Below are 25,442 nucleotides of genomic sequence, written 5' to 3'. Positions count from 1 at the left end.
GGCAATGGGCCGTCATCGTCGGCGTTCCGTCCACAACGCCGTATTTCTTCACGAAAGGCGGCCAATTCCTGTTCTCGCCCGCATCTTCGGCCGTTGGCGTGATCCACGGCCTAGGGCTTCTGGCGGGTCTCTGGTGAGGTCCGCAATGCAGAAACGATTTTCAGACGGCGCTCTGTTGGCAATAATGTTCGGCGCCGCGGTCGTTGGCTACCTCGAAATCGTCGACGATACGACCATGTTGTTCGGAGTGATTGTCGCCGTTGCGGTAATTCTTGGTAATCGCGTCGACGATGCTCATGCTGAGATCGAATACCTAAAGAAACGCACTGAGGAGAACGAGAATGCGATTGCTCGATTGAGGCTCGATCTATGACGACCTGTGTCCGCCATGCCTGGCTCTCTGGATCTACGCATCAACGTGGCACCGGGCGGAGTATCCATTTTTTACACTGAGGCAGACCGAATGAATTTCAACACGTGGGGCCCATTCGAATTCTCGGGAACAGACCGGAATACGTGGAAGTCAGAATTTTGGCAGCAAGTTTCCGCACAAGAGGAAGCCTACGGATGGCCACCTCATCGTGTGAGGAATGCTATAGGCTGCTACATGTTTGCGACCAAACGCGGCGACCAATACAAGCCGTGGTACATCGGCCAAACTAGAGCTCAAAAAGGATTTGAGGGTGAGATTTTCGAGCGTCACAAGCTAGACCACTACGAAGCTTCCTTGGAGGCTGCTAAACGTACGTCCGGCTATATATTCCTGTTTCCGTTGATCACCGGGGGCGACGATTGGCGTTTCAGCACAGCCCGGCAAACCGGCAAGAATCTTATCGACTGGTTGGAAAAGATGCTGATCGGCATGGCTCTCAGCAAAAACACCGAATTGCGCAATCTGCGCGATACGCTTTTCCTCAAGAACGTTTGGGTCGAGGGACTGTTCGGTGACCAAACCCCTGGCCGGCCGGCCTATCCTGCCGCGGAGGCTCGAAAGGCGCTGCTGTAAGCGCCACCCAAAGCTATATCGGCGAAATTTTGGCAAAGTAAAGCCGAGGCGGGGAGCGCGAAACCTCCCCTAAGCCTCGTGGGTCACTCTATGGCGCCCAGCAGAACAGGCTGCAAATCGCTGCCGACAATCTAAGCTACTCGCCTGATACTTTCAAGCGCAATCTCGACTTCGCGAAGAGACCCGAACATTTCCACAAAAGCTTTGATCGCACGCCGTCCTACTACATTCGTTACTGCAGCGTAATGACCTGACAGCGGCCCGTCCTTGATCTGCACGCTGTCGCCCGCCTTCAGGCGTCGGACTGGCGGCCGGAGGACGTCGAAGTCTCCCCGCTCCTGAGCATCCTTGATTTGCTCGATCACCGACCAACTGACGGGAGCAGGATTGCCGTCAGCATCGCCGAGGACGGAAACCACGTTCCGGATATCGCGCAGCGTGGCAAAGTCCCACGGAGTAAGCGGAGCGAAGGCATAGCCAGTGAATAGCGGGAACTCCCGCATGATCCACTTCTTGGTTTGATGGTGCCGGGTTTCGCGCCGCATCGTCGGGCAATATGCTTCAATGCCCTTTTCTTGCATTTCTTGGACAGCCTTTTGTTGCTGCCCTGCCCGCGTTCTTACCACGTACCAATCACCAGATTGCACCATGCGAAGCGCTCCTGTTGCAGATGATGGAGAATAGCAAATTGTTGATTCTACTGCACTATCCCCGGTATTGCGCCGTGAGGTAATCCCCCGTTTCCTCCTCTTGGGTCACATAGCTTTTGATCACGGTCGCAATGCCGAGATTGGACAATTCGTCCGCTCGTTCGTTCCCGACAATGCCGGCATGCCCCTTGCACCAGAGAATGGTAATCTGATCGACACCAGCAAGAGCAGCGTCGATCGCCTGCCACAATTCGGCATTGAGGAGGATGCGGTTCTTGGGGTCCGCATTCGCCCCGCCCCGTTGCCAGCCGTTTTTCTTCCAGCCGTGTCGCCACTCGTTGGCGCCCTTCACGGCATACTGGCTGTCGCACCACACCGTGACAGGCGCGCGAAGCGCCTTCGCGGCCTCGATGCCCTTCAGGAGGCCCGTAAGTTCCATGCGGTTATTCGTGGTATCGGCGTCGCCACCATGATCGGAAGCGATTTCTACGCCGTCGCGGTACACAGCGACGCCCCAGCCGCCAGGGCCGGGGTTGGGCTCACATGCACCATCCGCGAACACATGCAGCCCGGTTTCGAAGGCCGCATGATCGATTTCGTAGCGCACCGCGCCGGCCGGCTTGGTTTTGAATTTCCGCCACTTAGCCACGGCTGCGCTCCTTAATATTCTTCCAGAGGCTCAAGACTGCCGTCGTCCGGTAATGAGGCATCGAGCTCCTTGGGGATGGTGATGTTAGAATAATGCCGAGCCTCGAACGTTTCCGAGCGAAGGAACACACGGTTCCCTTCCCGCCGAAACTCAAGAGACGCGAAGGGAGATTCTCCGTATTGGGCCCAGCGCTCCAGCAGCGTCAGGTTTGGGGCGTCGAGGAAGCGCCGAGCGCTGGCGATCGATTCTCGGGCCTGCCTCAGCTTCTTTAAGACCGATACCCCTTTTGAGCCACGCTTCAGGATATCGTCGGTGGTGGCGGGATCATCATCCGAATCCGCGCGCCATTCCGGCAGAGGCCGCGCTATGTCTTCCAAGGTCTCTAGGTGCTTCTTGAGTGCCGCGGCCGGGCGACCGTCACCATCAAGAAACTCCAGCCCCTGCACCTTACCGAGGTCTCGTTTCTCGAGAATGCCGCGGCCGTGCTGGTCCCTTAGGCCGCTATCTTCCGTAACGGTTATGACGCCCGCGCTCCAGCGGAGCTCTCGGTAGAGAAAGCTGGCGAAGCCGGAGGCGTCCTTGTCCAGCTGGTAGCGGCAGGTTTCCAGAGCGGAGGCGATGGGGAGAAGTTCCTTCACCAGATAGTGCAGCGCCGGGAGCCGTTCCTGCAGCTGGTCCCACTGCTTGATGTAGCGGCGGCACTTCGACTCTTGGCTAAACCGCTCTTCGGCTCTGCGATAATCCTCGCCGATGTGGTTCTTGGCGCAGTCGTTCCCGATGAAAAGTACAGTCAGCTCGTGGGGGAACCAAGCCAGCCGCCCCAACTTGAACTTGGGGCTGTTCGGCTGGCAGAGCGGGCACGGCACCCAGCTCCCTCCCTCTCGCAAGTGAGTTTTCACCTGTATCTCACCGGACAGCAGGTAAACGTCGGCGAGGTTATGAGGCTTCGCCGTCGACACCTTGTCAAAAAGCTCCGGGTAACCGGTCGCGTCCGTGTGCTCGCGCCAAGCGTTCACAAAGTCCTCGCTCGGTTTCTGGTCGAAGATGGGGAAGTGTCTTGTTTCAGCCATGACATCCCCCTTCGGCAGCGCCGAAATTTTTTGCCGACCTGCTTTCCAGCCCATTTTTCGGCTGAGAAGAGCAGAAAGGGACTAACTCCCAAGAGAGGGAGAGAGAGGAGAGGAGAGAGTGTCTAATTATATTGTTGTAAGAATTTTGCACCTAAAGCACTCCATCAAAGCAGCCTGACAATCGGGGGATCGTTTTTCCCCTTCCCGCCAGGGTGCAGGATTTCAATAAAGTTGCGCTGCGCCAGAACGTCACGGGCAGCCCGGTAAGTCGGTGTGCTGACGCTCATGCTCTTTGCTACTTCCTGCGACAGCGGAAACGGAGAACCGTTCCTGTAGCCATGCGCGAGGCGCAGCCTTGTCAGGAGAGTGAGAGCTAGCGGCGCGTCCCATAGGTGATCCACGTCACTCTTGAAGATGACTGCGGTTGCCTCGCCACCGGGCACCATCAATCGACCTTCCATTTTGTATTTCCAAGCGGATCGGGCGCAGCTAAGAACCTCTTCATAGGGCAGCGGCTCCGCAAACTGTTGGTTGGCATGAGCGACCATCTGGATGAGCTCCTCTTGTGTTCTGGCGTGGTGGGCATTGCGGAGAGCGCGTCTGAATAGGGAATCGTTGCGACCGCTGCCTTCGCGCATGGTGTTCGCGAGGACCTTGCTGACCTGTTCAACTTCTTTTGTCGGCTTGGGAGACCGCTCGTTGCGATTGGCTACCCCTCTCATCTTTGGGAGCGTGTCGAGGTCGTGCATCGCGCCCTGGACCAGCTCATAGGTCCCTTTCTTCGCCCTAGAGGGCGGCGCGACCACATAACCATCGCCGAGGATATCGATCGGTAAGCTTGGATCAGGGCGAATGCGCCGCCCCTCACCATTGTTGCGATACCATGCCTGCCAGTTGCCGGAGCCGCTGCGGACGATGAAGGGCGTGTGCCCATGCCTGCTTATTGCATCTGCCAGGATACGTTCATCGGGCGTATCCACATCGAGCACGGTGATTTTGTTTCGGCGGCAGGCAAGCCCGAGAGCTTGGTGTCCGCCGAATTTCAAAGTGAGTTGGGAGCTGTACTGAGCCCCCAACTTGAGATAGCCGCCAACGGCTGGCTTTTTCCGACCGTCATCAAGAATGTCGACGGGGAATGTAGCGATGCCATGTTCAGCGTATCGGGGTTGCCACTCCGCGAACGCTCCCATCAGTTGGCTGCCCTCCGCTCAACGCGATACTCTTGCGCCAGCCTGCAAGCCTCACAGGCCTGCAGTGCCCTCAGGTCGAATTTCGCCTTCAGGACGTTCACGACATATGGCGGAACGGGGTCTTGTTCGGAGAGCCACCTTGCGGCGGCCCTCACCTTATCTTCGCCAACCGCCTCCATCATGCCGCCACCCTCACGTCTTCGAGCACAGAGACCTCAGAATGAAGGACGTATCGTGCATGTGTGCCGGCGAACGGCCCGCCATGTTTCTCGTGGATAGTTTCGATCGCAAAGCCCATGCCGCGGAGGCGCCACGTGTAATGACTCCAACGTGGCCCTGGATGGTTGATCGGGGTGCAGCCAGCAGCGCCGGCATTGATGAGGTTGCGTAGCGCCCAGCAAAGGCGTCCTTCCACAGCTATGGGCAGGCCTAGCGGCTCACCTTTGTCCAAAATCTGGACGCGCATGCGATAGTGTGCTTTACCTTGTGTCGTCATCGACGGTCCTTATCGTTGATGAAGGGGGAGCCGCTTGCGGAGCGGTATTCCAATCGAGGCGGCGAGGGCGTTGTGGGTTTGGCGACCTGCCCTCGCCGCTTTTCTGTCAGGTTTGATCATGCCGACACTCTGGCGCGCTCGCGCTCCCATGCCGCAATCTCGTTTTCGCTGAAAAACTTCCGCCTGTTGACCACCATCGGCTGCGGGAAGGAGAGCTTCTCGTCCTTCTGCCAGCGATAGAGCGTCATCTCGGAAATGCCGTAGCGCTTCATCACTTGAGCGCTGCTTAAAAAATGTTGCTGCATTGTTCTCCTTCCATCATCGAGTCTCAAAATACATCCATATACGAGCACATGATGGATGTTAACCAGTGATGGCATAAATTCGCCTCAAAACCAAGCGAACGATGGAGAATTCCCTTGTTATCGAGGTTATTCTGGCCTACGCAGCGGGGGAAAATGGGGAAAACTCACATGGCGGCGGACGAGCCGAAAACCATCAAGTTTCAACTCATGCTGAGCGAGGCCGAAGCCAAGGCCATCGATGACTGGGGGTTTGAGAACCGCATTCGATCGAGAGCCGAAGCAATCCGCCGCCTTTGTGCGGCAGCGTTGGAATTGGACAGCAGAGCGAACAGGATTGATTTCAACCTGGGCCGCGTCGATTCAGCGACTGGGCGCTTTGCCCAGAAGGTGAAGGCGGTCACCGAGAACACGAGGACCGCAGCGCTCACCAATGAACGGATAGCAGAGGGCGCCAGAGTGTTCTTGGACCGGGTCTCGGAACAGGTAGCGGATCTGACTCTCGACCTAGATGTCGTTCTGGGAGCCGTCCTCGCGATGCGTACGGCGTCCTCGATTGAGGAGGCTACTGAGAAGCTCCGGCAGAACCGGCAAGCCATCCAGGCGGTCACTGAATCCCTAGCAGCCGAACGAGAGCGAGCGCGCGCAGAAAGAGAACGACTGCGTTACGTTGATTTTCAGGGTGCCGGGAAGCGCATCGAGGAAGCCATGAAGGCGTCTGAAACGCGGATAGACGAGGCCGAGGACGTTATTTTTGATGCCATCAAGCAATGGATCGAAGAGACAAAAACGCGAAAGGCGCAGCGCGAGCAAGAGGATGCAGAGCTAGAAACCAGACGAGAAGAAGCCCGGAAAGCCCGGGCCGCGGCTAGGGACAAGAGTAATGATCAGGCAGCAGATTGACGGTTGGCTTCCTCACCTACTGCCGTGATCCGCTGCACATACTCAGCCCAAGACGTCAACGCCTCCCGCTTTTCATCCAGATACTGATATCGGTTGTAGATCTTCGCGACGCCCTTAATGGACCCGCTCTGGTGATTCAGCACTGCCTCGACCACATGAACCGGAAAGCCAAGCCGCGCCATTCCGCTTGCAGCCGTCCTCCGCAAGTCGTGGAAGGTCCACGCCTCCAATTTCACCTCTTCCGGATCTAGTCCACGCTCAGCCGCTTCCTTCTTGGCGAGCGCCAGCATTTCAGCGGCGATTATCTTCTTCGCTCTGGAGAAGCCGCTGACCGGCGTTTCCCCCGTCGTGGAGAGCAGGAACTTCTTGCCCACCCTCGGAAGCGCCTCAATGATCTGCAGCACTAGCGCGGAAAGCGGGATGACGTGCTCCTTTCCGTTCTTTGTCCGCTCCTCTGGAATGACCCACTGCTGATCATTGCCGGACAGCGCGAGTTCCTTAAGCTCTGCATGTGCGACCTCGTTGCGGCGCTGCGCTGTCAAGAGCAGGAGTTTGACGAGTGGACCGAAAGGCCACCCAACGTTCTCGCAGGCGAGCCATACAAGCCTGACCTCCTGGTCCGTCAGAACGCGTTCCCGGCTAGCGCCCTGCTTGGCTGTCGAGCCCTTCGGGACGGGCGACGCGTCAACAATGTCGCGATCAACCGCCCAATTGAAAAACTTGCTCAGGATGGCACGTACGCGGGCCGCCGACTCTGGCGCCCCATCATCGGCAATGTCGTCTAGCAGCTTCACGACATCACGCTTGGTGATGCTCCGAATATCCCTGTCCTTCCACTCCGGCCGGATGCGCTTGTCTATGAAGGATATGGTGTTCGTTTGGGTGCTCTCGCGGTTCTTCTTCTTGACGTGACGCTTCACGAACTCGTCCAGGACATCGCCTACAAGATCCGCCTTGGCCGGCTCAGGTTCTGGCTCCTGAGCCTTCTCCTGGTCGCGGACCTCGGCGAGGTCTCTGCCATCCGACACGATCCGAGAAGCTTCCTGAGCCGCCTCCCTAGCCTTTGCCAGCGTGAAGCTTGCATCCTCCCCCAGGACGAAGGGACCAATGGTCATCTTCCGAGGCCGGCCGGCGTGACGGTATCGGAATGCCCAACTCATCGATCCGCTGGGCTGGACAACAAGATACAGGCCCGGCTGGCCCGCATCGGGAATTTCCGTCCTGACGGTATAGCCCCCGGCCGCGGCCGACTTCGCGATTGCTTCGAGTTTTTTCTGATTCAGGACCGACTTTGCCACTAAGGAATTTCCGGGGTAACAAGGGGTAACAGAAAATGGTGACTGGTAGTGATAGGCAGTGGTGTTATCACGCCCCATCACATGCAGCCAAGCCCTTGATTCTCAAGGCCCCCAGAAAAGCTTCCTGGTATGTCCTGAATGCCCGTGAAAGGCCGTTTCACATCATTCGTAATGATGGGGTCACGTGTTCGAGTCACGTAAGCGGCACCATTAATTCCAAATATTTAGCATGAAATGCCCGCGATTGCGTCTAGCGAGTAAGCGCGCACGGAGCACCATCTCGAACCGTTGCACGTCGCCGATCTTTGAGGGACGCTCTTCCTCCACCCGAGGTCGATACAGAAAGAAGATATCGCCCTCTTCCAGAACGACCGTTTCGCGCTCCTGCCTGGATTCAGCCATCGGTTGTTGCTCCTGATGCTCTGTCCATCACGGCCGGGACTTGATGCTCAGCTATAGGGAAGCGTCCCCAGCGACGAGTAGCGCTCGTTCAGGCCATCAGTTGCCATGTGCCGAGCCCCAGAACAGGCGGTGTGCAACACTATCTCAGTCTTCGGGTCCATGAATTTGCGCCTTTGTCCATCATGCCGCCGCGCCGCGCTCACATGCCAAACACCTGCTCAGGAAAAGTGTTCCGGGCGGTCGTCTCGGGACCGGCGCAGTTCGGCAGAGTTGGCGAGCGTCAGCCAGCCGTTCATGAGACGGATCGAAGTGGGGAACAATCGACTTCTGCGGGGAGTGGAGCACGAGACGGTGGCGGTTGGAGAGGCGCGGGATTCGACCAGGGGACGTGCGCCAACTCCTGAGAGAGGCCCGAACGATGCCCCGAGAGCGCCGTGCGTTCAAATGAACGGACAAAGGGCGGTAGCACTTTGATTCTAAAGCGTTTGCCCGCTTCAGTGATTTCACTTGAAAAACGGGATGCTCTGGCGGGGACATCGGGGCGGTCGAACGGGATTTAGCGACGAAACGGCAGCAGAACGCGTGCTCCGGCTGCGAGGGTGAGCAAATGGCCTTCTCGACACCTGATGACGTACAATCCGTAAGAATCGAGCCCCCGGGCATCGAAGGCTTCCTCGGCGTCCCTTCCGGCGCGAGCGGCCTCGTGATCTTTGCCCATGGCAGTGGCAGCGGGCGCTTCAGCCCTCGCAACAATCGCGTTGCGGCCGCACTGCGGGAAGCGGGACTGGCGACACTTCTCGTTGACCTCCTGCGACCGGACGAAGAACAGGACCGGCGGAACGTCTTCGACATCGACCTCCTCGCCGATCGGCTCGTGGCGACCAAGCGTTGGGCCGCCGAACTTCCCGATACGGTGCACTTGGCGGTCGGCTACTTCGGCGCGAGCACTGGGGCCGGCGCGGCGCTGCAGGCAGCTTCCGCCGAACCGGATGTAGGCGCGGTCGTATCACGCGGCGGGCGCCCTGATCTTGCCATCCAGATGCTAGCAGGAGTCCGCGCTCCCACACTCCTTCTCGTCGGAAGCCTCGACGGGCCGGTGATCGACATGAACGAACGCGCCTTTGAGGTACTGACGTGCGAGAAGCGGCTCATCATTGTCGATGGTGCCGGCCACCTGTTCGACGAGCCTGGCACTATGGATCAGGTGATCCGGCATGCAACAGACTGGTTCCTGATCCATCTCGGCAGCACTCCAGGAAGGACATGAGATCATGGATTATCCCCCGCGGAAATTTGTAGATCGCCGGGATGCGGGACGGCAACTCGCAGACGTTCTGGCGAAATATGCCCAATCGGAGCCGTTGATCCTGGCATTGCCGCGCGGCGGCGTGCCCGTGGCTTTCGAGATAGCCAAAGCCTTGCATGCACCGCTCGAATTGGTTCTGGTGCGCAAAATCGGCGCGCCCGGACACTCCGAATATGGCATAGGCGCTGTGGTGGACGGCAATGATCCGCAATTCGTCTACAACGAGGACGCGATCCGCATCGTCAATCCTCCGGCTGGCTACATCGAGGCCGAGAGCCGCCGCCAACTCGCCGAGATCGAGCGGCGACGCGAGGTCTATCAAGGAAATCGGCCTCCGACACCAACCGAGGACCGCACGGTGATCGTCGTGGACGATGGCGTCGCGACGGGCGGCACTGTCAAGGTCGCACTGAAGGCGTTGCGCAAAGCGGGAACCGGCAAGATCATTCTTGCTGTTCCCGTGGCAGCCGGCGACGCCCTCGAACAACTCGAAGCGGAGGCCGACGAAGTCGTCTGTCTGCAAACACCGGATCCGTTCCGGGCTGTCGGCATCCACTATATCGACTTCGACCAGACATCGGACGACGAGGTCATCCGGCTTCTCGAAGAGGCTCGCGAAGGCGAGGCTTGAGCAAGTAGCAACGGCCGATCGTCACCCCCGCGCCGAAGGCGCCATCGCTGCGGTCCCTCGGCCCTTGGCGACGCCCGCCGGGCCGCTCCGACAACGTACTGCGTGGACGAGAACGACTGTCGGTATTTCGCTCGGCTGATTGCCGATCGTTCGTCTGGCTCGCAACCGGCCGGTAACGGTCACTTCACCGACACGTCGCCCCGCGAGATTTGGTTGACGGCCGGAGGGTCGGGCTGCGTGGTCACTTCGTGCAGCCATTCCCGCCAGATGGCGACGAGCAGCGCCATGAGCACGGGGCCGACGAACAGGCCGAGGAAGCCCATTGTCTTCACGCCGCCGATCAGACCGAAGAAGGTAGGCAGGAAAGGCAACTTGATCGGTCCGCCGACGAGTTTCGGCCTGAGCGTCTTGTCGACGATGAACAGCTCTGTCGTGCCCCAGGCGAAGAGCGCGACCCCCTGCACCGGCGAACCGCTCGCCACGAGATAGATTGACACCAGCGTGAAGCAGAGAGGCGCGCCACCGGGCACCATCGCCATGATGCCGGTGATGATACCGAGCGTCACCGGCGACGGGACGCCGGCCAGCCAGTAAGCGACGCCGAGAACGATACCTTCGCCGATTGCAATGATGCCCATGCCGGTTACCGTCGAACTGATGGTCAACGGCACGACTCGGGACAGACGCTCCCAGCGCATCGGAAAAATCCGCTCGCCGAAATGGTCGAGCTGCTTCGAAAAGGACTGGCCGTCGCGATAGACGAAGAACAGCGTGATCAGCATGAAGAGCAGCGTCAGGAAGGACTGGAAGGCGGAAGCGCCGATCACCAGCACGCCGCGATAGATATTGCCGATGTTGGAGCCGCTGACGAGTTGCACCAGTTCGCCCAGCGCACCCGGATGACCGACATATTTGACCCATTGCTCTCCGAGCCAGCTGCCAGCGGCCGGTATGGTCGTCAGCCAGGCGGGCACCGGCGCCCCGTTGGCATTGGTTTCGACCGCCCAGACGAGCCAATCGCGCACTTCGTCCACCGCATAGACCGCGGCGATCGAAATCGGCACCACGATGAAGGCAACCACGGCGACGATGGCGATCGTTGCCGCCAGCGTGCGGTTGCCGTCGACCGCCTGGAGCAGCCGACGGTAAATCGGCCAGCTCGCGAAGCCTATGACGACGGCGGCGAGCACCGGCACCACGAAGCCATGGAAGAAATAGACGCCTGCCAGCAGAACGAGGACGAGCAGCCAGCGGGCAGCCGAGATCGGCAGGACGAGGGCAGAGCGTGAATGGGCCGGCTGCCCGAAGAGCCTCGGCTCCGCGGGAAGGTTTTCTCGCTCACGATTGCCCAATTGCACCTGTCATCCTCCGTCTTTTAGAGACCTTACATCAAACCCCGGACCTTGCCAGCCCATCTGCTGCGTCGACGCTCAGTTTCCGATGGGTGGCGATGGCCGCGGACGTTAGCGGCGGGACATGACAGATAAATTTAGGCGTACTCAAGATCGTCGCGCGAAAATTCGGGTCTCTTCGCAAACTCATGCTGCCTGCCGCGCCCTGCCGTCGACAAGAACCGAGACGAAGAAGATGGCAAAACCGGCAAGACCGAGAACAGCACCGACCAGCCCCGTCGAGGTCCAGCCGTAGCCTGCAGCGATCGACACACCGCCGAGCCAGGCGCCGAGCGCATTGGCGAGGTTGAAGGCGGAGTGGCTGAGGGCTGCGGCCAACGTCTGCGCCTTGCCCGCCACGTCCAGCAAACGCGTCTGCACGCCGGGCACGACGGCGAAACCTCCGCCGATGAACAGCACGTTGACGATCGCCATCCACGGGTTCGTCATGGTGAAATAGAACAGGATGTAGGCGAAGATGTTGAAGGCGATTGCAATGCCGATCGCCGGCAGCAACGACCAGTCGGCGAGCCGCGAGCCGACGATGTTGCCGAGGATCATGCCCGCCCCGAAAACGGACAGCATGATCGGCACATTCCCAAGGGAGACGCCTGCGACTTCCGTCAGCGCCGGGGTGATGTAGCTGAAGACCGCGAACATGCCGCCGCAGCCGATGGCGCAAATGCCGAGCAGCAGCCAGACCTGCAACTTTCCGAGCGCGCCGAGTTCCCGAAGCGGCGTTGCCTGCGGGTCACCCTTGTCCCGCGGCACGTGGAGCCAGCTCAGGACCATGGTCAGCAGGCTGATGCCGCCGACGATGGCAAAGGCGGTCCTCCAGCCAAGCGCCTGGCCAAACCACGCGGCGAGCGGCGTGCCGAAGAGCGTGGCGATCGTCAGCCCCATCATCACCCGGCCGATCGCCCGCGCCCGCTGGTTAGGCGCGGCGAGGCCGGCGGCGACGAGCGCCGCAACACCGAAATAGGCGCCGTGCGGCAGCCCGGCGAGGAACCGCGCCGCGACCAGCGTGTGAAAATCCGGCGCCGCGGCGCTTGCAAAGTTGCCAAGAGCGAACAGTGCCATCAGGACGAGAAGAACGTGAAAGCGGGCGAAGCGGGCGGCAAGAACGGCAATCAACGGCGCACCGACCACCACACCCAACGCATAGGCGCTGATCACGGCGCCGGCTTTCGGTACCGAAACGACAACATCTTCGGCGACCTGAGGCAGCAGACCCATGATCGCAAATTCACCGGTACCGATACCGAACCCGCCGACTGCAAGCGCGATTTCTGCCGCCGACACCCTGCCGCGATGCGTGACAACGGTGGAGGGGAGGACGTCGTCGGACATGGAACAGCCTTGCTGCGGCACTTCAACCGCTGCTCGAAAATCGATATCTGGAAATGCCGCGAACGGCGTCGGCACCGACGATGCCGCAGGGAGGTGTTTATTGCGGTGCAATATAAATTGTTTGCCAGCTGCCGCAAGGATTTATGCTGCGGCGCATATCAAAATCTCGCGCCTTCTGCCGGTGCATGAAGCCGTTGCCATTGTTGACGTTTACGTCAAAGTCATATAAGCGGATTCACGGCTTGAAGAGACGCTGTAAAAGCTTCATCTTCGACGGAGAGGAAGATCGGGAGGGATTTTTCTTCGCCGTGAGCACGGCCGGTCAATGGCGACCAGAGGGAGAGAGATCATGGCGGAAGCAAGCACGCAGCAGGCGGGCTCCAATACAGGGAAAATCTGGCTCAAGTCCTATCCGCCAGGCGTGCCGGCCGAAATCGGCCCGTTGCCCTACCGCTCGATCGGCGAATTCTTCGATCATGCGGTGGCGCAATATTCCTGGCGCCCGGCCTTCACCTGCATGGGCAAGTCGCTCACCTTCGCCGCTCTCAACACGCATTCGGCCGCGGTCGGCGCATGGCTGCAATCGCTCGGCCTGGCCAAGGGTGATCGCGTCGCAGTGATGCTGCCGAACATCCTGCAGAATCCGGTCATCGTCTACGGCATCCTTCGTGCGGGCCTGACGGTGGTCAACGTCAATCCGCTCTATACGCCGCGCGAGCTCGAGCACCAGCTCGTCGATGCCGGCGCCAAGGCGATCTTCGTACTGGAGAACTTCGCGCACACGGTCGAGCAGGTCGTCGCCCGTACGGCGGTAAAACATGTGGTGGTCGCCAGCATGGGCGACATGCTCGGCGTCAAGGGAGCAGTCGTCAATCTCGTCGTGCGGCGCGTCAAGAAACTCGTGCCCGACTGGTCGATCCCGGGACATATCTCGTTCAAGACCGCACTTGCAAAGGGTGCAAAACTGAGCCTCACGAAACCCCATCTGGCGCCCTCCGATGTCGCCTTCCTGCAATATACCGGCGGCACCACCGGCGTCTCCAAGGGCGCCACCCTCACTCATTCCAACCTGCTGTCCAACATGGCGCAAATGGAGCTGTGGCTGGAAACCGCCTTCCGGCGCAAGGCGCGCCCGGAAAATCTCACCTTCATGTGCGCGCTGCCGCTCTATCATATTTTCGCGCTGACGGTGAATTCGCTGATGGGTCTCTCGACGGGCGGCAACAACATTCTCATCCCCAACCCGCGTGACATTCCCGCCTTCGTCAAGGAACTCGGCAAGTACCGGACGAACATCTTCCCCGGCCTCAACACGCTGTTCAACGCGCTGATGAACAACGCCGAATTCAAGAAGCTCGACTTTTCGTCGCTGGTGCTGACCTTTGGTGGCGGCATGGCCGTGCAGCGACCGGTCGCCGAGCGTTGGCTGGCGATGACCGGCTGCCCGATCCATGAAGGCTACGGCCTTTCCGAGACCTCTCCGGTCGCCACCGCGAACCGGCTCGATACAGGCGATTTCACCGGCACGATCGGCATGCCGCTCCCCTCCACCGAGGTCGAAATTCGGGACGAGGACGGCAACACGCTGCCCGTCGGCGACATCGGCGAAATCTGCATCCGCGGCCCACAGGTCATGGCCGGTTACTGGCAACGGCCGGACGAGACGGCCAGGGCGATCTCGCCGGACGGCTTTTTCCGCACCGGCGACATCGGTTTCATAAACTCCGAGGGGCTGACGAAAATCGTCGACCGCAAGAAGGACATGATTCTCGTTTCCGGCTTCAACGTCTTCCCGAACGAGATCGAGGAAGTCGCGGTAACCCACCCCGGCATCCTCGAATGCGCGGCCATCGGCGTCGCCGACCCACATTCCGGCGAGGCCGTGAAGCTTTTCGTCGTGCGCAAGGACCCAAACCTCACCGAAGAGGAAGTGAAGCGCCACTGCGCCGCCAACCTCACAAACTACAAGCGGCCGAGGCATGTGGAATTCCGCACCGAGTTGCCGAAGTCGAATGTCGGCAAGATCCTGCGCAAGGATTTGCGCGGCTAGCAGCAGCGTCGGCTCTGATTGCGCCTCCTCCTGACCTCTCCCCGCTCGCGGGGAGAAGGTGCCGGCAAGCGGCAACGGGCCTCATCGCGCGTGACGCAGCGAAGGCTCTCGCGCACGGCCTTTTTTCGCTGCAGCGCACACATGCCCTTGATTTACCGCAAACAAACCGACTAGCTATCGCAGCCAATTTCCGATGCAAGGAGCCTGCGATGAAAGCGCTTGTCGAACACCTGAAAGCCACTGCACGCGAGACCAATGCAACCGACATTCGCGCCGCCTTCGCGGCCGACCCGAACCGCTTCTCCCGCTTCAGCACGACGCTCGACGACCTACTCTTCGACTATTCGAAATGCGCGGTGAACGACCAGATTCTCGACGGCCTCGAAACGCTCGCCAAGGTGGCGAAGGTCGAAGAGAAGCGGGACGCCATGTTTCGCGGCGACATCATCAACATTACCGAGGGCCGCGCCGTGCTGCACACGGCGCTCAGGAACCGCAGCAACCGACCGGTCCTCGTTGACGGCAAGGACGTGATGCCCGACGTCAACGCGGTACTCGACGCGATGGGTGCCTTTGCCGATGGCATCCGTTCGGGTGCTTTGAAGGGCGCCACCGGCAAGGAGATCACCGACGTCATCAATATCGGCATCGGCGGCTCCGACCTCGGCCCAGTGATGGCGACGCTGGCGCTCGGCCCCTTCCACGATGGTCCGCGGCTGCATTTCGTTTCCAATATTGACGGCGCGCATATCGCCGACACGCTGAAGCTCGTCAATCCGGAAACCGCGCTCTTCATCGTTGCCTCGAAGACCTTCACCACCATCGAGACAATGACCAACGCGGCAACTGCCCGCGCCTTCATCGCCGACAAGCTCGGCGAAGCGGCGGTCGGGCATCACTTCGCCGCCGTCTCCACCGCGCTCGACAAGGTCGCCGCTTTCGGCATCGATCAGGCACGCGTCTTCGGCTTCTGGGACTGGGTCGGCGGGCGCTATTCGATCTGGTCCGCGATCGGCCTGCCGCTGATGATCGCGATCGGCAAGGAAAATTTCGGCCGCTTCCTCGATGGCGGCCATGCCATCGACGAGCATTTCCGCGACGCGCCGCTGCGCCAGAACATTCCGATGCTGCTCGGCCTGGTCGGCTTCTATCATCGCATCGTGCTCGGCTATCCATCGCGCGCGATCCTGCCCTACGATCAGCGCCTTGCGCGTTTCCCGGCCTATCTGCAGCAGCTCGACATGGAATCGAACGGCAAGGGCGTCACGATGGACAGCACGCCGGTCGAGTTCTCGACGGGGCCTGTGGTCTGGGGCGAACCGGGCACCAACGGCCAGCACGCCTTCTACCAGCTCATTCACCAAGGCACCGACATCATCCCCGCCGAGTTCATGATCGCGGCTAACGGCCATGAGAAGGAGCTGCGGCACCAGCATCAGCTGCTGATGGCAAACTGCCTGGCGCAGTCGGAAGCCTTGATGAAGGGCCGCACGCTTGCCGAAGCCAAGGCGCAGCTCGCGTCGAAGGGAATGGATGACGCCAAGGCCGACAAGATCGCCCCGCACCGGGTCTTCACCGGAAACCGGCCGTCTCTCACCTTCGTCTACGACCGGCTCGATCCCTTCGCGCTCGGCCGCCTGATCGCGCTCTACGAACATCGCGTCTTCGTCGAAGGTGCGCTCTTCAACATCAATTCCTTCGACCAATGGGGCGTCGAGCTCGGTAAGGAATTGGCCACCGGATTGCTGCCGGTGGTCGAAGGCAGGGAAAGCGCCGAAGGCCATGATTCATCGACCGCCGGCCTTGTTGCCGCGCTGTTGAAGGCGGTACGCTGAGCGAAAGCGGCGAACGCTACCCCCTCTGCCCTGCCGGGCAGAGGGGGTAGCGACGATTCCGGTCCCGATTTTCCGTGCTGCAATCAAACGCCGATCATATCGGCTGATAGCACAGCGCCGCAGGTATCAACGTCAAAGCCCGAGCTCATGCCGCCATGGCGGATTTGCGCCGGCGCGCGAAACGGTAACGGCCGCGGCCTTGGCGCCGAGCGCCAGAGCCTGACGGACTGCCGCGTCGCTGAGATTTGCCACGCTGTGCTTGGTCAGCAGGTTGTTGAGCTTCAACGACGCCAGCACGCCGGCATCGAACGTGTCTCCGGCACCGACCGTATCGACGACCGTCACCCGTTCACCGGCGACCTCGACCTTATGGTTCCTGGTATAACCAACCGCGCCATCGGCGCCCTTGGTGATCAGCACCAGCTTGGGGCCGCGCTTCAGCCATTCGGCAGCAAGCTCGTCATGGCTGCCTTCCATGCCGAACCAAGCGAGGTCCTCGTCGGAAAACTTGATGATGTCCGACATTGCCGCCAGGCGGTTCATGCGGCCGAGATGCGCCTCGCGATCCTTGATGAAGCCGGGGCGGATGTTCGGGTCGAAGGAGATCACGCGCTTTTCGTGCTCGCGCATCATCAAGGCTTCGTAAGTCGAGCCGCACGGTTCCGGAATGAGGCTGATCGCACCGAAATGCAGTGCTTCGCAGAAATCACCGAGCGCCGGGAGATGATCCTTGGTGATCATCCGTCCGGCGGTGTTCTCGTCGAAGAAGGCGTAGCTCGCGTGACCGTTGACAAGCTTCACGAAGGCAAGCGTCGTATGCAGCGGCAGGGTCGCGCAAGGGCCGAAATCGACGTTCGCGGCCTTGAGGGTCGCGCGCAGGATATCGCCGAACATGTCGTCGGAAAGGCCGGTGAAGAAGCCGGTCGGGATGCCGAGCCGCCCGAGCGCAATGGCGGTATTGAAGATCGCTCCGCCGGCATAGGGCGCAAAGGCGCCCTCCCCGGCCGCCGTGTCGCGCGGCAGCATGTCGATCAAGGCTTCCCCGCAGCAAACGATCATCGGCGTTCCTCCCCTGAGCTTTTTTCTTGACGGCTATTCAATCGATTTAAATCAGATTTCCGACCAATGCCAGTGGAAAGCTCACTGGGCTGCGAGCGTGCTGGCGCCGCCGTTGCGGCCGGACCAGGCGAGCGGAGCATCGAGAAACGCTTCGACTTCGTTCAGCGTCTTCTCGTCGAACAGCGCCTGCTCGCGGGCAACCGCGAGCACATTGCGCCAGGTGGCAATGAAGTGCAGGTCGACGCCCTTGGACTTCATGTTGCCGCGCGCTTCCGGGAAGATGTCGTAGTAGAAGAGCGCGATGCCGTGGTTGACCACGCCGCCGGCCGCGCGGATCGCATCGATGAACTTGAACATCGAACCGCCGGCGGTCGTCAGATCCTCGATGACCAGAACACGCGCCCCTTCCGGCATATGACCTTCGATCTGGGCATTGCGGCCATGGCCCTTCGGCGCCTTGCGCACATAGATCATCGGCAGACCGAGGCGCTCGGCAAGCATGGCGGCGAAGGGGATGCCGGCCGTCTCGCCGCCGGCGACCACGTCGAACTGCTCGAAGCCGGCCTCGCGGAGGATCGTCGCGGCGGCGAAATCCATCACCGCGGAGCGGATACGCGGATAGGAGATCAGCTTGCGGCAGTCGATATAGACGGGGCTCGCCATGCCGGAGGACAGCTTGTAGGGCTCGTCGGCACGAAAATGCACCGCCTTAATCTCCCAGAGCATTTTCGCGACCAGCTCGGCCATCACCGCCTTGTCGGTGAACGCGTTGGAAAACATCAATCTCTCCTTCCTGGCGTGACCCCGAAAAGCGGGAACCGGTTTTCGGACTCAGTCACACGGCAAAACAACCCCTCGTTAATCAGACGACGGCCCAATAAAGCGGGAACATCGGATCGAAAACGGTGACCGGGCCGGCCTCGGTCTCAACCTTGGCCGGATAGCGGACCGGCTGTTCCTGCTTGCGCAGCGTGATCGTTTCCTCGTTCACCGGCAGGCCGTACCAAGCGGGACCATTCAAGGATGCGAAGGCCTCCAGACGATCGAGCGCCCCCTCCTCTTCGAAGACATGGGCAAGGCAGCTCATGGTGTTGATCGCCGTATAGATGCCGGCGCAACCGCAGGCGCACTCCTTCAGCGGATCGACATGGGGCGCGGAATCGGTGCCGAGGAAAAAGCGTGCATCTCCGGACGTCGCCGCCGCACGCAGCGCCAGGCGGTGCTTCTCGCGCTTGGCGACCGGCAGGCAGTAGTAATGCGGCTTGATACCGCCGACGAGGATGGCGTTGCGATTGATGATCAGGTGGTGGGTCGTGATCGAGCCGGCGAGATTGGCTTTCGACGCGTTGATGTAGTCGACACCATCCTTGGTCGTTACGTGCTCCATAGTGACCCGAAGCTCGGGCAGGCGCCGGCGGAGCGGGTCGAGCACGGTTTCGATGAACACCGCTTCGCGGTCGAAGATGTCGACGTCGGCGGTCGTCACCTCGCCATGGACGCAGAGCGGCAAACCGATCTCGGCCATGCGCTCCAGCACCGGCATGGCTTTCTCGATGTCGCGAACGCCGCTGTGCGAGTTGGTCGTCGCTCCTGCCGGATAGAGCTTGACCGCCTTGACGAGGCCACGCCTGTGGCCGGCCTCGACGTCGTCCGGGTCGGTGCCCTCAGTCAGATAGAGCGTCATCAAAGGTTCGAATCGATCCTCCGTGGGAACGGCGGCGAGAATGCGTTCGCGATAGGCGGCCGCATCGGCGGTGGTCACGACCGGCGGCACCAGATTGGGCATGATGATGGCGCGGGCAAAGTGGCGGCTCGTGTCCGCTATCACGCCGCGCAGCATGCCGCCGTCGCGCAGGTGAAGGTGCCAATCGTCCGGGCGGCGGATAACGAGGTCTTGCATGGTCAGCGTTCTCCCGATGCTCGCGTCCGATCGGCGCGAGCGGCGCGCTGGCCGGTCGATGCACTCGATGAACGGGACTTCATGTGGTGAAACCGCGCCTCGATATCATCATTGCGCCGCAAAACACAATGGTGCACGAGGCCCATCCCTCAGAAATCCTGGATGACGAGGTCGGCCGACCGGCGGCTGCCTATAACGCGCCGGGCATTCGGGATGTCGTTGCCGAACGCCTTCACCCTCGCCGTCTCGTCGTCGTAGCCGTGATCGAACCAGCGTTTCAGCAATCGCTGCTCGACCACATCGAGGCCGGGATCGATGAAAATCGAAAGGTCGAAGGCCCCTTCGAGTCTGTTCCACGGCGCTTCGTCGAGCATAAGATAGTTGCCTTCGACGAGAACGATGCGCGTTTCCGGCGCGATCACCCGCGCAGAGGCGATTGCCAGCTCGCGCGAGCGGTCGAAGATCGGCACGAGGACTTCGCCGTCATTGGCGCCAACGGCAGCGAGCGTCGAAAGAAACGACCTGAAGTCGAAGGTTTCGGGCGCGCCCTTGCGGGCAAGCAGTCCCTTTTCTTCGAGAACGGCATTGTCCATGTGGAAGCCGTCCATCGGCAGTACCGCCGCCTTCTCGCCGACTTCCACGAGAACCTCGGCAAGCGCTTCAGCGAGCGTCGATTTGCCGGCGCCCGGTGGACCGGCTATGGCAACGATGAAACGGGCGGCGCCGGCCGCCCGCTTGAGGATCTCATCCCGCAGGGCATGCATGTTCATGCGGCAAGGGCCTCGCCTGGCGGCGCCTTGGCACCGGTCATGAAGGCCACCGCATCCGACATGGTATAGTCCTTCGGATTGATGACGCAGAGTCGCCGGCCGAGGCGGTGGATGTGGATCCGGTCCGCCACCTCGAAGACGTGCGGCATGTTATGCGAGATCAACACGATCGGCAGACCGCGGCGGCGAACGTCGAGGATCAGTTCCAGCACCCGCCGGCTTTCCTTGACGCCGAGCGCCGCCGTCGGTTCGTCCATGATCACCACTTTGGAACCGAAGGCTGCGGCGCGGGCGACGGCGACCCCCTGGCGCTGGCCACCCGACAGGGTCTCCACCGCCTGGTTGATGTTCTGGATCGTCATCAGGCCGAGTTCGGAGAGCTTTGCCCGCGCTTGTTTTTCCATGGCCGCGCGGTCCAGCGAGCGGAACCACTTGCCCATGATGCCCGGTTTACGAATCTCGCGGCCGAGAAACATGTTGTCGGCGATCGAGAGCGCCGGCGACAAGGCGAGGTTCTGATAGACGGTTTCGATGCCGGCTTTCCTGGCTTCCATCGGCGAGCGAAAATGCACGGGCTGGCCTTCGAGGCGGATCTCGCCCTCGTCGGGCGTGACGGCGCCGGAGATCGCCTTGATCATCGAGGACTTGCCGGCGCCGTTATCGCCGATCACAGCCAGGATTTCACCCGGGTAGAGATCGAAATCGGCGTGGTCGAGAGCGGTCACGCGACCGTAGCGCTTGACGAGACCGCGAGCGGTGAGAATGGGTTCCTGTGCCATCAGGCTGCTACCTTTCTGATCCACTGGTCGATTGCGACGGCGATGATGATCAGCAAGCCGATCAAGAGATAGGTCCATTGCGGATCCGTGCCCATGAGGCGAAGCCCCAAGGAGAAAACACCGACAATCAATGCGCCGAAGAGCATGCCAAGAATGGAGCCACGGCCGCCGAACAGCGAGATGCCGCCGATCACCACGGCGGTAATCGATTCGATATTCGCGAACTGACCCGCCGTCGGCGAGACGGAGCCGATGCGGCCGATCAGCGCCCAGCCTGCAAGCGCGCAGATGAGGCCGGACAGGGTGTAGATGGTGACGAGCATCTGCTTGACGTTGACGCCGGCCAGCTTCGCCGCTTCCGGGTCGTCACCGACTGCATAGACATAGCGTCCCCAGGCCGTGCGGTTCAGAACGTACCAGAGCAGGCCGACGAGAAGTACCATGACGATGACGCCATAGGTGAAGACGGCGTTGCCGATGCGGAAGTTCTGACCGAAGAACTGCAGGATCGGCGCGTTGGCGGAGATATCCTGGGCGCGGATCGTCTCGTTGGCGGAATAGAGGAAGTTGGAGGCGAGCACGATCTGCCACATGCCGAGCGTTACGATGAACGGCGGCAGCTTCATGCGTGCAACAAGCGTGCCGTTGATGAAGCCACAGAGCGCTCCGACACCGAGGCCGCAGAGGACGGACAGCGTGGGCGGCAGGCCGTAACGGAAGGTGAACTGACCCATGACCACCGACGACAGCACCATCATGGCGCCGACCGAGAGATCGATGCCGGCCGTCAGGATGACAAGCGTCTGCGCGGCGCCGACGATACCGACGATCGCCACCTGCTGCAGGATAAGCGTCAGCGTAAAGGCGGAAAAGAACTTGCCGCCAAGGATCGCGCCAAAGGTAATCAGCGACAGGACCAGCACGATCAGGGGAACGGCGGCCGGGCTTGAATGAAGGAAATGCTGCAGCTTCTGAAGCGGCGTCTTGTCGTGCGTATCGAAGGACGCCACCTCCGTCGAACTGTTGACCAGGACCTTTTCGAATTCCTGGGATGATTGTGCGGCTGTGTTTGGCTCGCCCATGGAGACTCCTCCCGTGAACCCCACTCCCAAGGGGGGTGCATTGCTGTCGTATGCGGCCCCGCCGATGATTTCGGCGAGTTTCAGCAACCTCTAAAAACTGTGCAGGTTTTCCGCGCCATGTCAAAGATCTCGGCGCTTATGCGAAGGGCGGCCGGGGCCGCCCTTCCCTGTACATGGTCACCGGATCGCCGGGCGATTAACCCCAGCACTTTTCCGTACCGACCTTGGTGTCGATCGACTCGACGCCTGAAACCGGCTTGTCGGTGACGAGCGAAACGCCGGTGTCGACGAAGTCCTTGCCCTCGGTCGGCTTCGGCTTTTCGCCGGTGTCTGCGAATTTCTTGATCGCCTCGATGCCGAGCGCGGCCATCATCAGCGGATATTGCTGCGACGTCGCGCCGATGACGCCGTCGGCCACGTTCTTGACGCCCGGTCAGCCACCATCGACGGAAACGATCAGCACGTCCTTTTCGCGGCCGACGGCTTTCAGCGCCTCATAGGCACCAGCGGCGGCCGGCTCGTTGATCGTGTGCACGACGTTGATGGTCGGATCCTTCTGCAGGAGGTTCTCCATAGCCGTACGACCACCCTCTTCGTTGCCGTTGGTGACGTCGTGGCCAACGATGCGCGGGTCGTCCTCGTCACCGATCTTGTTCGGATCCTTCGGATCGATGCCGAAGCCGATCATGAAGCCCTGGTCGCGCAACACGTCGACCGTCGGCTGCGACGGCGTCAGGTCGAGGAAGGCGACCTTGGCATCCTTGGCGGCGTCACCCAGCGTCGCGGCCGCCCACTGGCCGATCAGCTTGCCGGCGAGCAGGTTGTCCGTCGCGAAGGTCGCGTCAGCGGCATCGAGCGGCTCGAGTGGGGTGTCGAGCGCGATGACCAGCAAGCCGGCCTCACGAGCCTTCTGCACCTGTGGCACGATGCCCTTGGTGTCGGACGCCGTCAGCAGGATGCCCTTGGCACCATCGGCAATGCAGGTCTCGATTGCTGCGACCTGGCTTTCCGAATCACCGTCGATCTTGCCGGCATAGGATTTCAGCGTCATGCCGAGTTCCTGGGCCTTGGCGGTGGCACCTTCCTTCATCTTCACGAAAAAGGGATTGGTGTCGGTCTTGGTGATGAGGCAGGCGGAAACGTCGGCGGCTTGCGACGGCGAAGCGAAGACCACGCCAAGTGCGAGCGCACCGAATGCGGCAGAAAGAACTGTTTTCTTCATAAAACCCTCCCAAGGATGAAAAACGCCGGTGGACCGGCACAGGCATCGTCGCCGCAGCATTCTCCTCCTGCGGACGGCGCTTCCGAAGGTAAGTCAAACACCAAACTTTCTGGGTGTCAATAAATAAATCAAATTGAATTATTATTCCGTTGTGGCATTCTTAGGCTCGGGACGAGCTTGGAGGAACCCCGGACCGTCCGGCAAATTGACAGATCGACCTGAAGTGGAAACAACAGACTCGCGCCGAGCGAGCATCTACAGCGCCTCGCATCCGATCAGACGCGCAAGGGTCGCTGTAGAACTTTGAATTTGTAGCGTGATTTGCCCTCAAATCGGTTCCCGATTTAAGGAATCATGCAATGTGCCAACGGGAGGAGACGGTGGCATGTCGATAACACACGATTCCCGCGGGGGATCGACGCAACCGGATGTGGTCGACCCAAGCGGAGGAGCGAACCAGACACGCGTGCGCGCCTATAACGAACGGCTCGTCATGTCGCTGGTCCGCCGCCACGGCAGCCTCTCGAAAGCGGATATCGCCCGACGCTCCGGCCTCTCCGCGCAGACCGTCTCCGTCATCATGCGCGCGCTGGAACGCGATGGCCTCTTGATCCGCGGCGCTCCGGTACGTGGCCGCGTCGGCCAGCCCTCGATCCCGATGCGCCTCAATCCGGATGCGGTCTATTCGTTCGGCGTGAAGATCGGCCGCCGCAGCGCCGACTTGGTGCTGATGGATTTCGTCGGCAATATCCGGCTGCATCTGCACCAGATCCACACCTATCCGCTGCCCGAGGACCTCGTCGCCTTCATCATCGGCGGCATCGAGAAGCTCGAGCGGCAACTCGCGCCCGAGCAGCGCGCGCGCATCGCCGGCGTCGGCATTGCGACCCCCTTCGAGCTCTGGAACTGGGCCGAGGAAGTCGGCGCGCCGCGGGAGGAAATGGATCGGTGGCGTGATACGAACCTGCAGGCGGCCGTTGCCGCGCGGGTACCCCATGCGGTCTTTCTCCAGAACGACGGAACGAGCGCCTGTGGAGCGGAACTCGCCTTTGGCGTCGGCTCCAGCTATCCCGACTTCGTCTATTTCTACATCGGCTCGTTCATCGGCGGCGGTATCGTCCTCAACTCCGCCCTCTTTTCCGGACGGACCGGGACCGCCGGAGCGGTCGGCCCGTTGCCGGTCTCGGGCAAGGATGGCAAATCCACGCAATTGCTGAAGATCGCTTCGGTCTTCGTGCTTGAAAACCTGCTGCGCGAGCGCGGCATCGATCCGCAGCCGCTCTGGTATTCCGCAGATGACTGGATCGACTTCGGCGAACCGCTGGAGATCTGGATCCAGGACACGGCCGCGGCGCTTGCCCAAGCCGTGGTCTCCGCCGCCTCGATCATCGATTTCTCGGCGGCAGTCATCGATGGTGGTTTCCCGCCCTGGGTTCGGGCACGCATCCTTACGGCGACGCGCCGGGCGCTGCAAACGCTCGACCTGCAGGGCGTGACGGTTCCGGATCTTGTGGAAGGCGCCGTCGGAAGCCACGCCCGGGCGATCGGCGGTGCAAGCCTCCCGTTGTTTTCCCGTTATCTCTTGGACACTAATGTCCTCTTCAAGGAGCTTAGTTAATGCTGAAAGGAATAAACCCGCTGCTCGGCCCGGAACTTCTCTCGGCGTTGAGAGCAATGGGTCACGGCGACGAGATCGCGCTCGTCGACGGAAATTATCCTGGCCAGGAACACGCGCGTCGCCTGGTCCGCCTCGACGGACATGGCCTCATCCCGGTGCTCGATGCGATCCTGAGTGTTCTGCCGATCGACGATTTCGTACCCGAGGCGATCTTCCGCGCCACCGTCAAACAGGACAAGCACGCGCTCGACCCGGTGCATCGTGAAATCATCGAATGCTGCGGCAAGCATGAGCCGGCGCGCAACGTCGTGCCGCTGTTAGGCGCCGATTTCTATCCGCGCGTAAAGGCGGCACACACGGTGGTGCAGACCAGCGAGCCGCGCCTCTACGGCAACGTCATTCTGCGCAAGGGCGTCATTTACCCCTAGGTTCATTTCATCGTGTCATTGAAAGACACAGTTCCGGACGGAAAGCCGTTACGCA

The 25,442-nt window shown here is 60.9% G+C and carries 25 protein-coding genes and 1 pseudogene; 8 read left to right on the top strand and 18 right to left on the bottom strand.

Annotation, left to right across the window (positions count from 1 at the left end):
* Nucleotides 1-160: 160 nt before the first annotated feature.
* Nucleotides 161-298, bottom strand: coding sequence for a hypothetical protein (locus QN219_RS28925; protein WP_284003764.1), 138 nt, complete (start codon nucleotides 296-298; stop codon nucleotides 161-163).
* 309 nt (nucleotides 299-607) lie between these two features.
* On the opposite strand from QN219_RS28925, the gene QN219_RS28920 reads away from it, so the two are divergent.
* Complete coding sequence (locus QN219_RS28920) at nucleotides 608-1,006, top strand: hypothetical protein (RefSeq protein ID WP_284003762.1); 399 nt, start codon at nucleotides 608-610, stop codon at nucleotides 1,004-1,006.
* Between the two features lie 131 nt (nucleotides 1,007-1,137).
* Here QN219_RS28920 and QN219_RS28915 read toward each other — a convergent pair whose 3' ends face one another.
* The 6 genes from QN219_RS28915 to QN219_RS28890 form a co-directional block, all read right to left on the bottom strand.
* On the bottom strand, nucleotides 1,138-1,656 hold the full coding sequence (locus QN219_RS28915; protein WP_284003760.1) for a transcription termination/antitermination protein NusG: 519 nt from the start codon (nucleotides 1,654-1,656) through the stop codon (nucleotides 1,138-1,140).
* A 55-nt stretch (nucleotides 1,657-1,711) separates the two neighbouring features.
* Nucleotides 1,712-2,263 carry a ribonuclease H gene (locus QN219_RS28910; protein WP_284003758.1) on the bottom strand — a complete coding sequence of 184 codons (552 nt, stop codon included), beginning with the start codon at nucleotides 2,261-2,263 and terminating at the stop codon, nucleotides 1,712-1,714.
* Between the two features lie 53 nt (nucleotides 2,264-2,316).
* A complete protein-coding gene (locus tag QN219_RS28905; RefSeq protein WP_284003757.1) occupies nucleotides 2,317-3,375 on the bottom strand; it encodes a hypothetical protein in 1,059 nt (352 codons plus the stop codon).
* A 164-nt stretch (nucleotides 3,376-3,539) separates the two neighbouring features.
* The gene (locus tag QN219_RS28900; RefSeq protein WP_284003755.1) at nucleotides 3,540-4,565 is read right to left on the bottom strand and encodes a bifunctional DNA primase/polymerase; all 1,026 of its coding nucleotides are present in this window, start codon (nucleotides 4,563-4,565) and stop codon (nucleotides 3,540-3,542) included.
* 178 nt (nucleotides 4,566-4,743) lie between these two features.
* Entirely contained in the window at nucleotides 4,744-5,031 is a 288-nt protein-coding gene (locus tag QN219_RS28895; RefSeq protein WP_284003770.1) for a hypothetical protein, read from the bottom strand.
* Between the two features lie 146 nt (nucleotides 5,032-5,177).
* Nucleotides 5,178-5,366 (bottom strand): helix-turn-helix domain-containing protein, encoded by a 189-nt coding sequence (locus tag QN219_RS28890; protein ID WP_284003753.1) that lies wholly within the window; start codon nucleotides 5,364-5,366, stop codon nucleotides 5,178-5,180.
* 168 nt (nucleotides 5,367-5,534) lie between these two features.
* On the opposite strand from QN219_RS28890, the gene QN219_RS28885 reads away from it, so the two are divergent.
* Nucleotides 5,535-6,266, top strand: coding sequence for a hypothetical protein (locus QN219_RS28885; RefSeq protein WP_284003752.1), 732 nt, complete (start codon nucleotides 5,535-5,537; stop codon nucleotides 6,264-6,266).
* Here the strand turns inward: QN219_RS28885 and QN219_RS28880 are convergent.
* Both QN219_RS28880 and QN219_RS28875 read right to left on the bottom strand, forming a co-directional pair.
* On the bottom strand, nucleotides 6,251-7,564 hold the full coding sequence (locus tag QN219_RS28880; RefSeq protein ID WP_284003768.1) for a tyrosine-type recombinase/integrase: 1,314 nt from the start codon (nucleotides 7,562-7,564) through the stop codon (nucleotides 6,251-6,253). The two genes, QN219_RS28885 and QN219_RS28880, sit on opposite strands and share 16 nt — an antisense overlap.
* 210 nt (nucleotides 7,565-7,774) lie before the next feature.
* The gene (locus tag QN219_RS28875; RefSeq protein WP_284003750.1) at nucleotides 7,775-7,966 is read right to left on the bottom strand and encodes a hypothetical protein; all 192 of its coding nucleotides are present in this window, start codon (nucleotides 7,964-7,966) and stop codon (nucleotides 7,775-7,777) included.
* 607 nt (nucleotides 7,967-8,573) lie between these two features.
* Here QN219_RS28875 and QN219_RS28870 point away from each other — a divergent pair.
* A complete protein-coding gene (locus QN219_RS28870; protein WP_284003748.1) occupies nucleotides 8,574-9,233 on the top strand; it encodes a dienelactone hydrolase family protein in 660 nt (219 codons plus the stop codon).
* A gap of 4 nt (nucleotides 9,234-9,237) precedes the next feature.
* Nucleotides 9,238-9,903 (top strand): phosphoribosyltransferase, encoded by a 666-nt coding sequence (locus QN219_RS28865; RefSeq protein ID WP_284003747.1) that lies wholly within the window; start codon nucleotides 9,238-9,240, stop codon nucleotides 9,901-9,903.
* A gap of 179 nt (nucleotides 9,904-10,082) precedes the next feature.
* Here QN219_RS28865 and QN219_RS28860 read toward each other — a convergent pair whose 3' ends face one another.
* A complete protein-coding gene (locus QN219_RS28860) occupies nucleotides 10,083-11,261 on the bottom strand; it encodes an AI-2E family transporter (protein WP_284003745.1) in 1,179 nt (392 codons plus the stop codon).
* Between the two features lie 180 nt (nucleotides 11,262-11,441).
* Nucleotides 11,442-12,644 carry an MFS transporter gene (locus tag QN219_RS28855; RefSeq protein WP_284003744.1) on the bottom strand — a complete coding sequence of 401 codons (1,203 nt, stop codon included), beginning with the start codon at nucleotides 12,642-12,644 and terminating at the stop codon, nucleotides 11,442-11,444.
* Nucleotides 12,645-12,993: 349 nt separating this feature from the next.
* On the opposite strand from QN219_RS28855, the gene QN219_RS28850 reads away from it, so the two are divergent.
* Nucleotides 12,994-14,694 (top strand): long-chain fatty acid--CoA ligase, encoded by a 1,701-nt coding sequence (locus QN219_RS28850; RefSeq protein ID WP_284003742.1) that lies wholly within the window; start codon nucleotides 12,994-12,996, stop codon nucleotides 14,692-14,694.
* 209 nt (nucleotides 14,695-14,903) lie between these two features.
* A complete protein-coding gene (gene pgi, locus QN219_RS28845; RefSeq protein ID WP_284003741.1) occupies nucleotides 14,904-16,529 on the top strand; it encodes a glucose-6-phosphate isomerase in 1,626 nt (541 codons plus the stop codon).
* A 132-nt stretch (nucleotides 16,530-16,661) separates the two neighbouring features.
* On the opposite strand, the gene QN219_RS28840 is transcribed toward pgi, so the two are convergent.
* The 7 genes and pseudogenes from QN219_RS28840 to QN219_RS28810 all read right to left on the bottom strand — a co-directional run bounded on the left by QN219_RS28840 (nucleotide 16,662) and on the right by QN219_RS28810 (nucleotide 23,341).
* Nucleotides 16,662-17,588 (bottom strand): carbohydrate kinase, encoded by a 927-nt coding sequence (locus QN219_RS28840; protein WP_284003739.1) that lies wholly within the window; start codon nucleotides 17,586-17,588, stop codon nucleotides 16,662-16,664.
* Between the two features lie 81 nt (nucleotides 17,589-17,669).
* Nucleotides 17,670-18,368, bottom strand: a complete 699-nt coding sequence (locus QN219_RS28835) for an orotate phosphoribosyltransferase (RefSeq protein ID WP_284003738.1) — start codon at nucleotides 18,366-18,368, stop codon at nucleotides 17,670-17,672.
* Between the two features lie 82 nt (nucleotides 18,369-18,450).
* Nucleotides 18,451-19,488, bottom strand: coding sequence for a dihydroorotase (gene pyrC / locus QN219_RS28830; protein ID WP_284003737.1), 1,038 nt, complete (start codon nucleotides 19,486-19,488; stop codon nucleotides 18,451-18,453).
* A 149-nt stretch (nucleotides 19,489-19,637) separates the two neighbouring features.
* Nucleotides 19,638-20,258 (bottom strand): nucleoside triphosphate hydrolase, encoded by a 621-nt coding sequence (locus tag QN219_RS28825; RefSeq protein WP_284003736.1) that lies wholly within the window; start codon nucleotides 20,256-20,258, stop codon nucleotides 19,638-19,640.
* On the bottom strand, nucleotides 20,255-21,037 hold the full coding sequence (locus tag QN219_RS28820) for an ATP-binding cassette domain-containing protein (protein WP_284003734.1): 783 nt from the start codon (nucleotides 21,035-21,037) through the stop codon (nucleotides 20,255-20,257). Before QN219_RS28820 ends, QN219_RS28825 begins: the two co-directional genes overlap by 4 nt.
* Entirely contained in the window at nucleotides 21,037-22,119 is a 1,083-nt protein-coding gene (locus QN219_RS28815; protein WP_284003732.1) for an ABC transporter permease, read from the bottom strand. Before QN219_RS28815 ends, QN219_RS28820 begins: the two co-directional genes overlap by 1 nt.
* A 196-nt stretch (nucleotides 22,120-22,315) precedes the next feature.
* Nucleotides 22,316-23,341: pseudogene (locus QN219_RS28810) on the bottom strand (sugar ABC transporter substrate-binding protein).
* 385 nt (nucleotides 23,342-23,726) lie between these two features.
* Here QN219_RS28810 and QN219_RS28805 point away from each other — a divergent pair.
* Both QN219_RS28805 and QN219_RS28800 read left to right on the top strand, forming a co-directional pair.
* A complete protein-coding gene (locus tag QN219_RS28805; protein ID WP_284003731.1) occupies nucleotides 23,727-24,959 on the top strand; it encodes an ROK family transcriptional regulator in 1,233 nt (410 codons plus the stop codon).
* Nucleotides 24,959-25,387, top strand: a complete 429-nt coding sequence (locus QN219_RS28800; protein ID WP_284003730.1) for an RbsD/FucU family protein — start codon at nucleotides 24,959-24,961, stop codon at nucleotides 25,385-25,387. The genes QN219_RS28805 and QN219_RS28800 overlap by 1 nt, the downstream gene beginning before the upstream one ends.
* Nucleotides 25,388-25,442 lie beyond the last annotated feature (55 nt).

Source organism: Sinorhizobium sp. 8-89 (genome assembly GCF_030124325.1).
Taxonomy (GTDB): domain Bacteria; phylum Pseudomonadota; class Alphaproteobacteria; order Rhizobiales; family Rhizobiaceae; genus Sinorhizobium.
The sequence above is the reverse complement of the archived record's forward strand: the minus strand, read 5'-3'. Positions and strand labels throughout refer to the sequence as shown.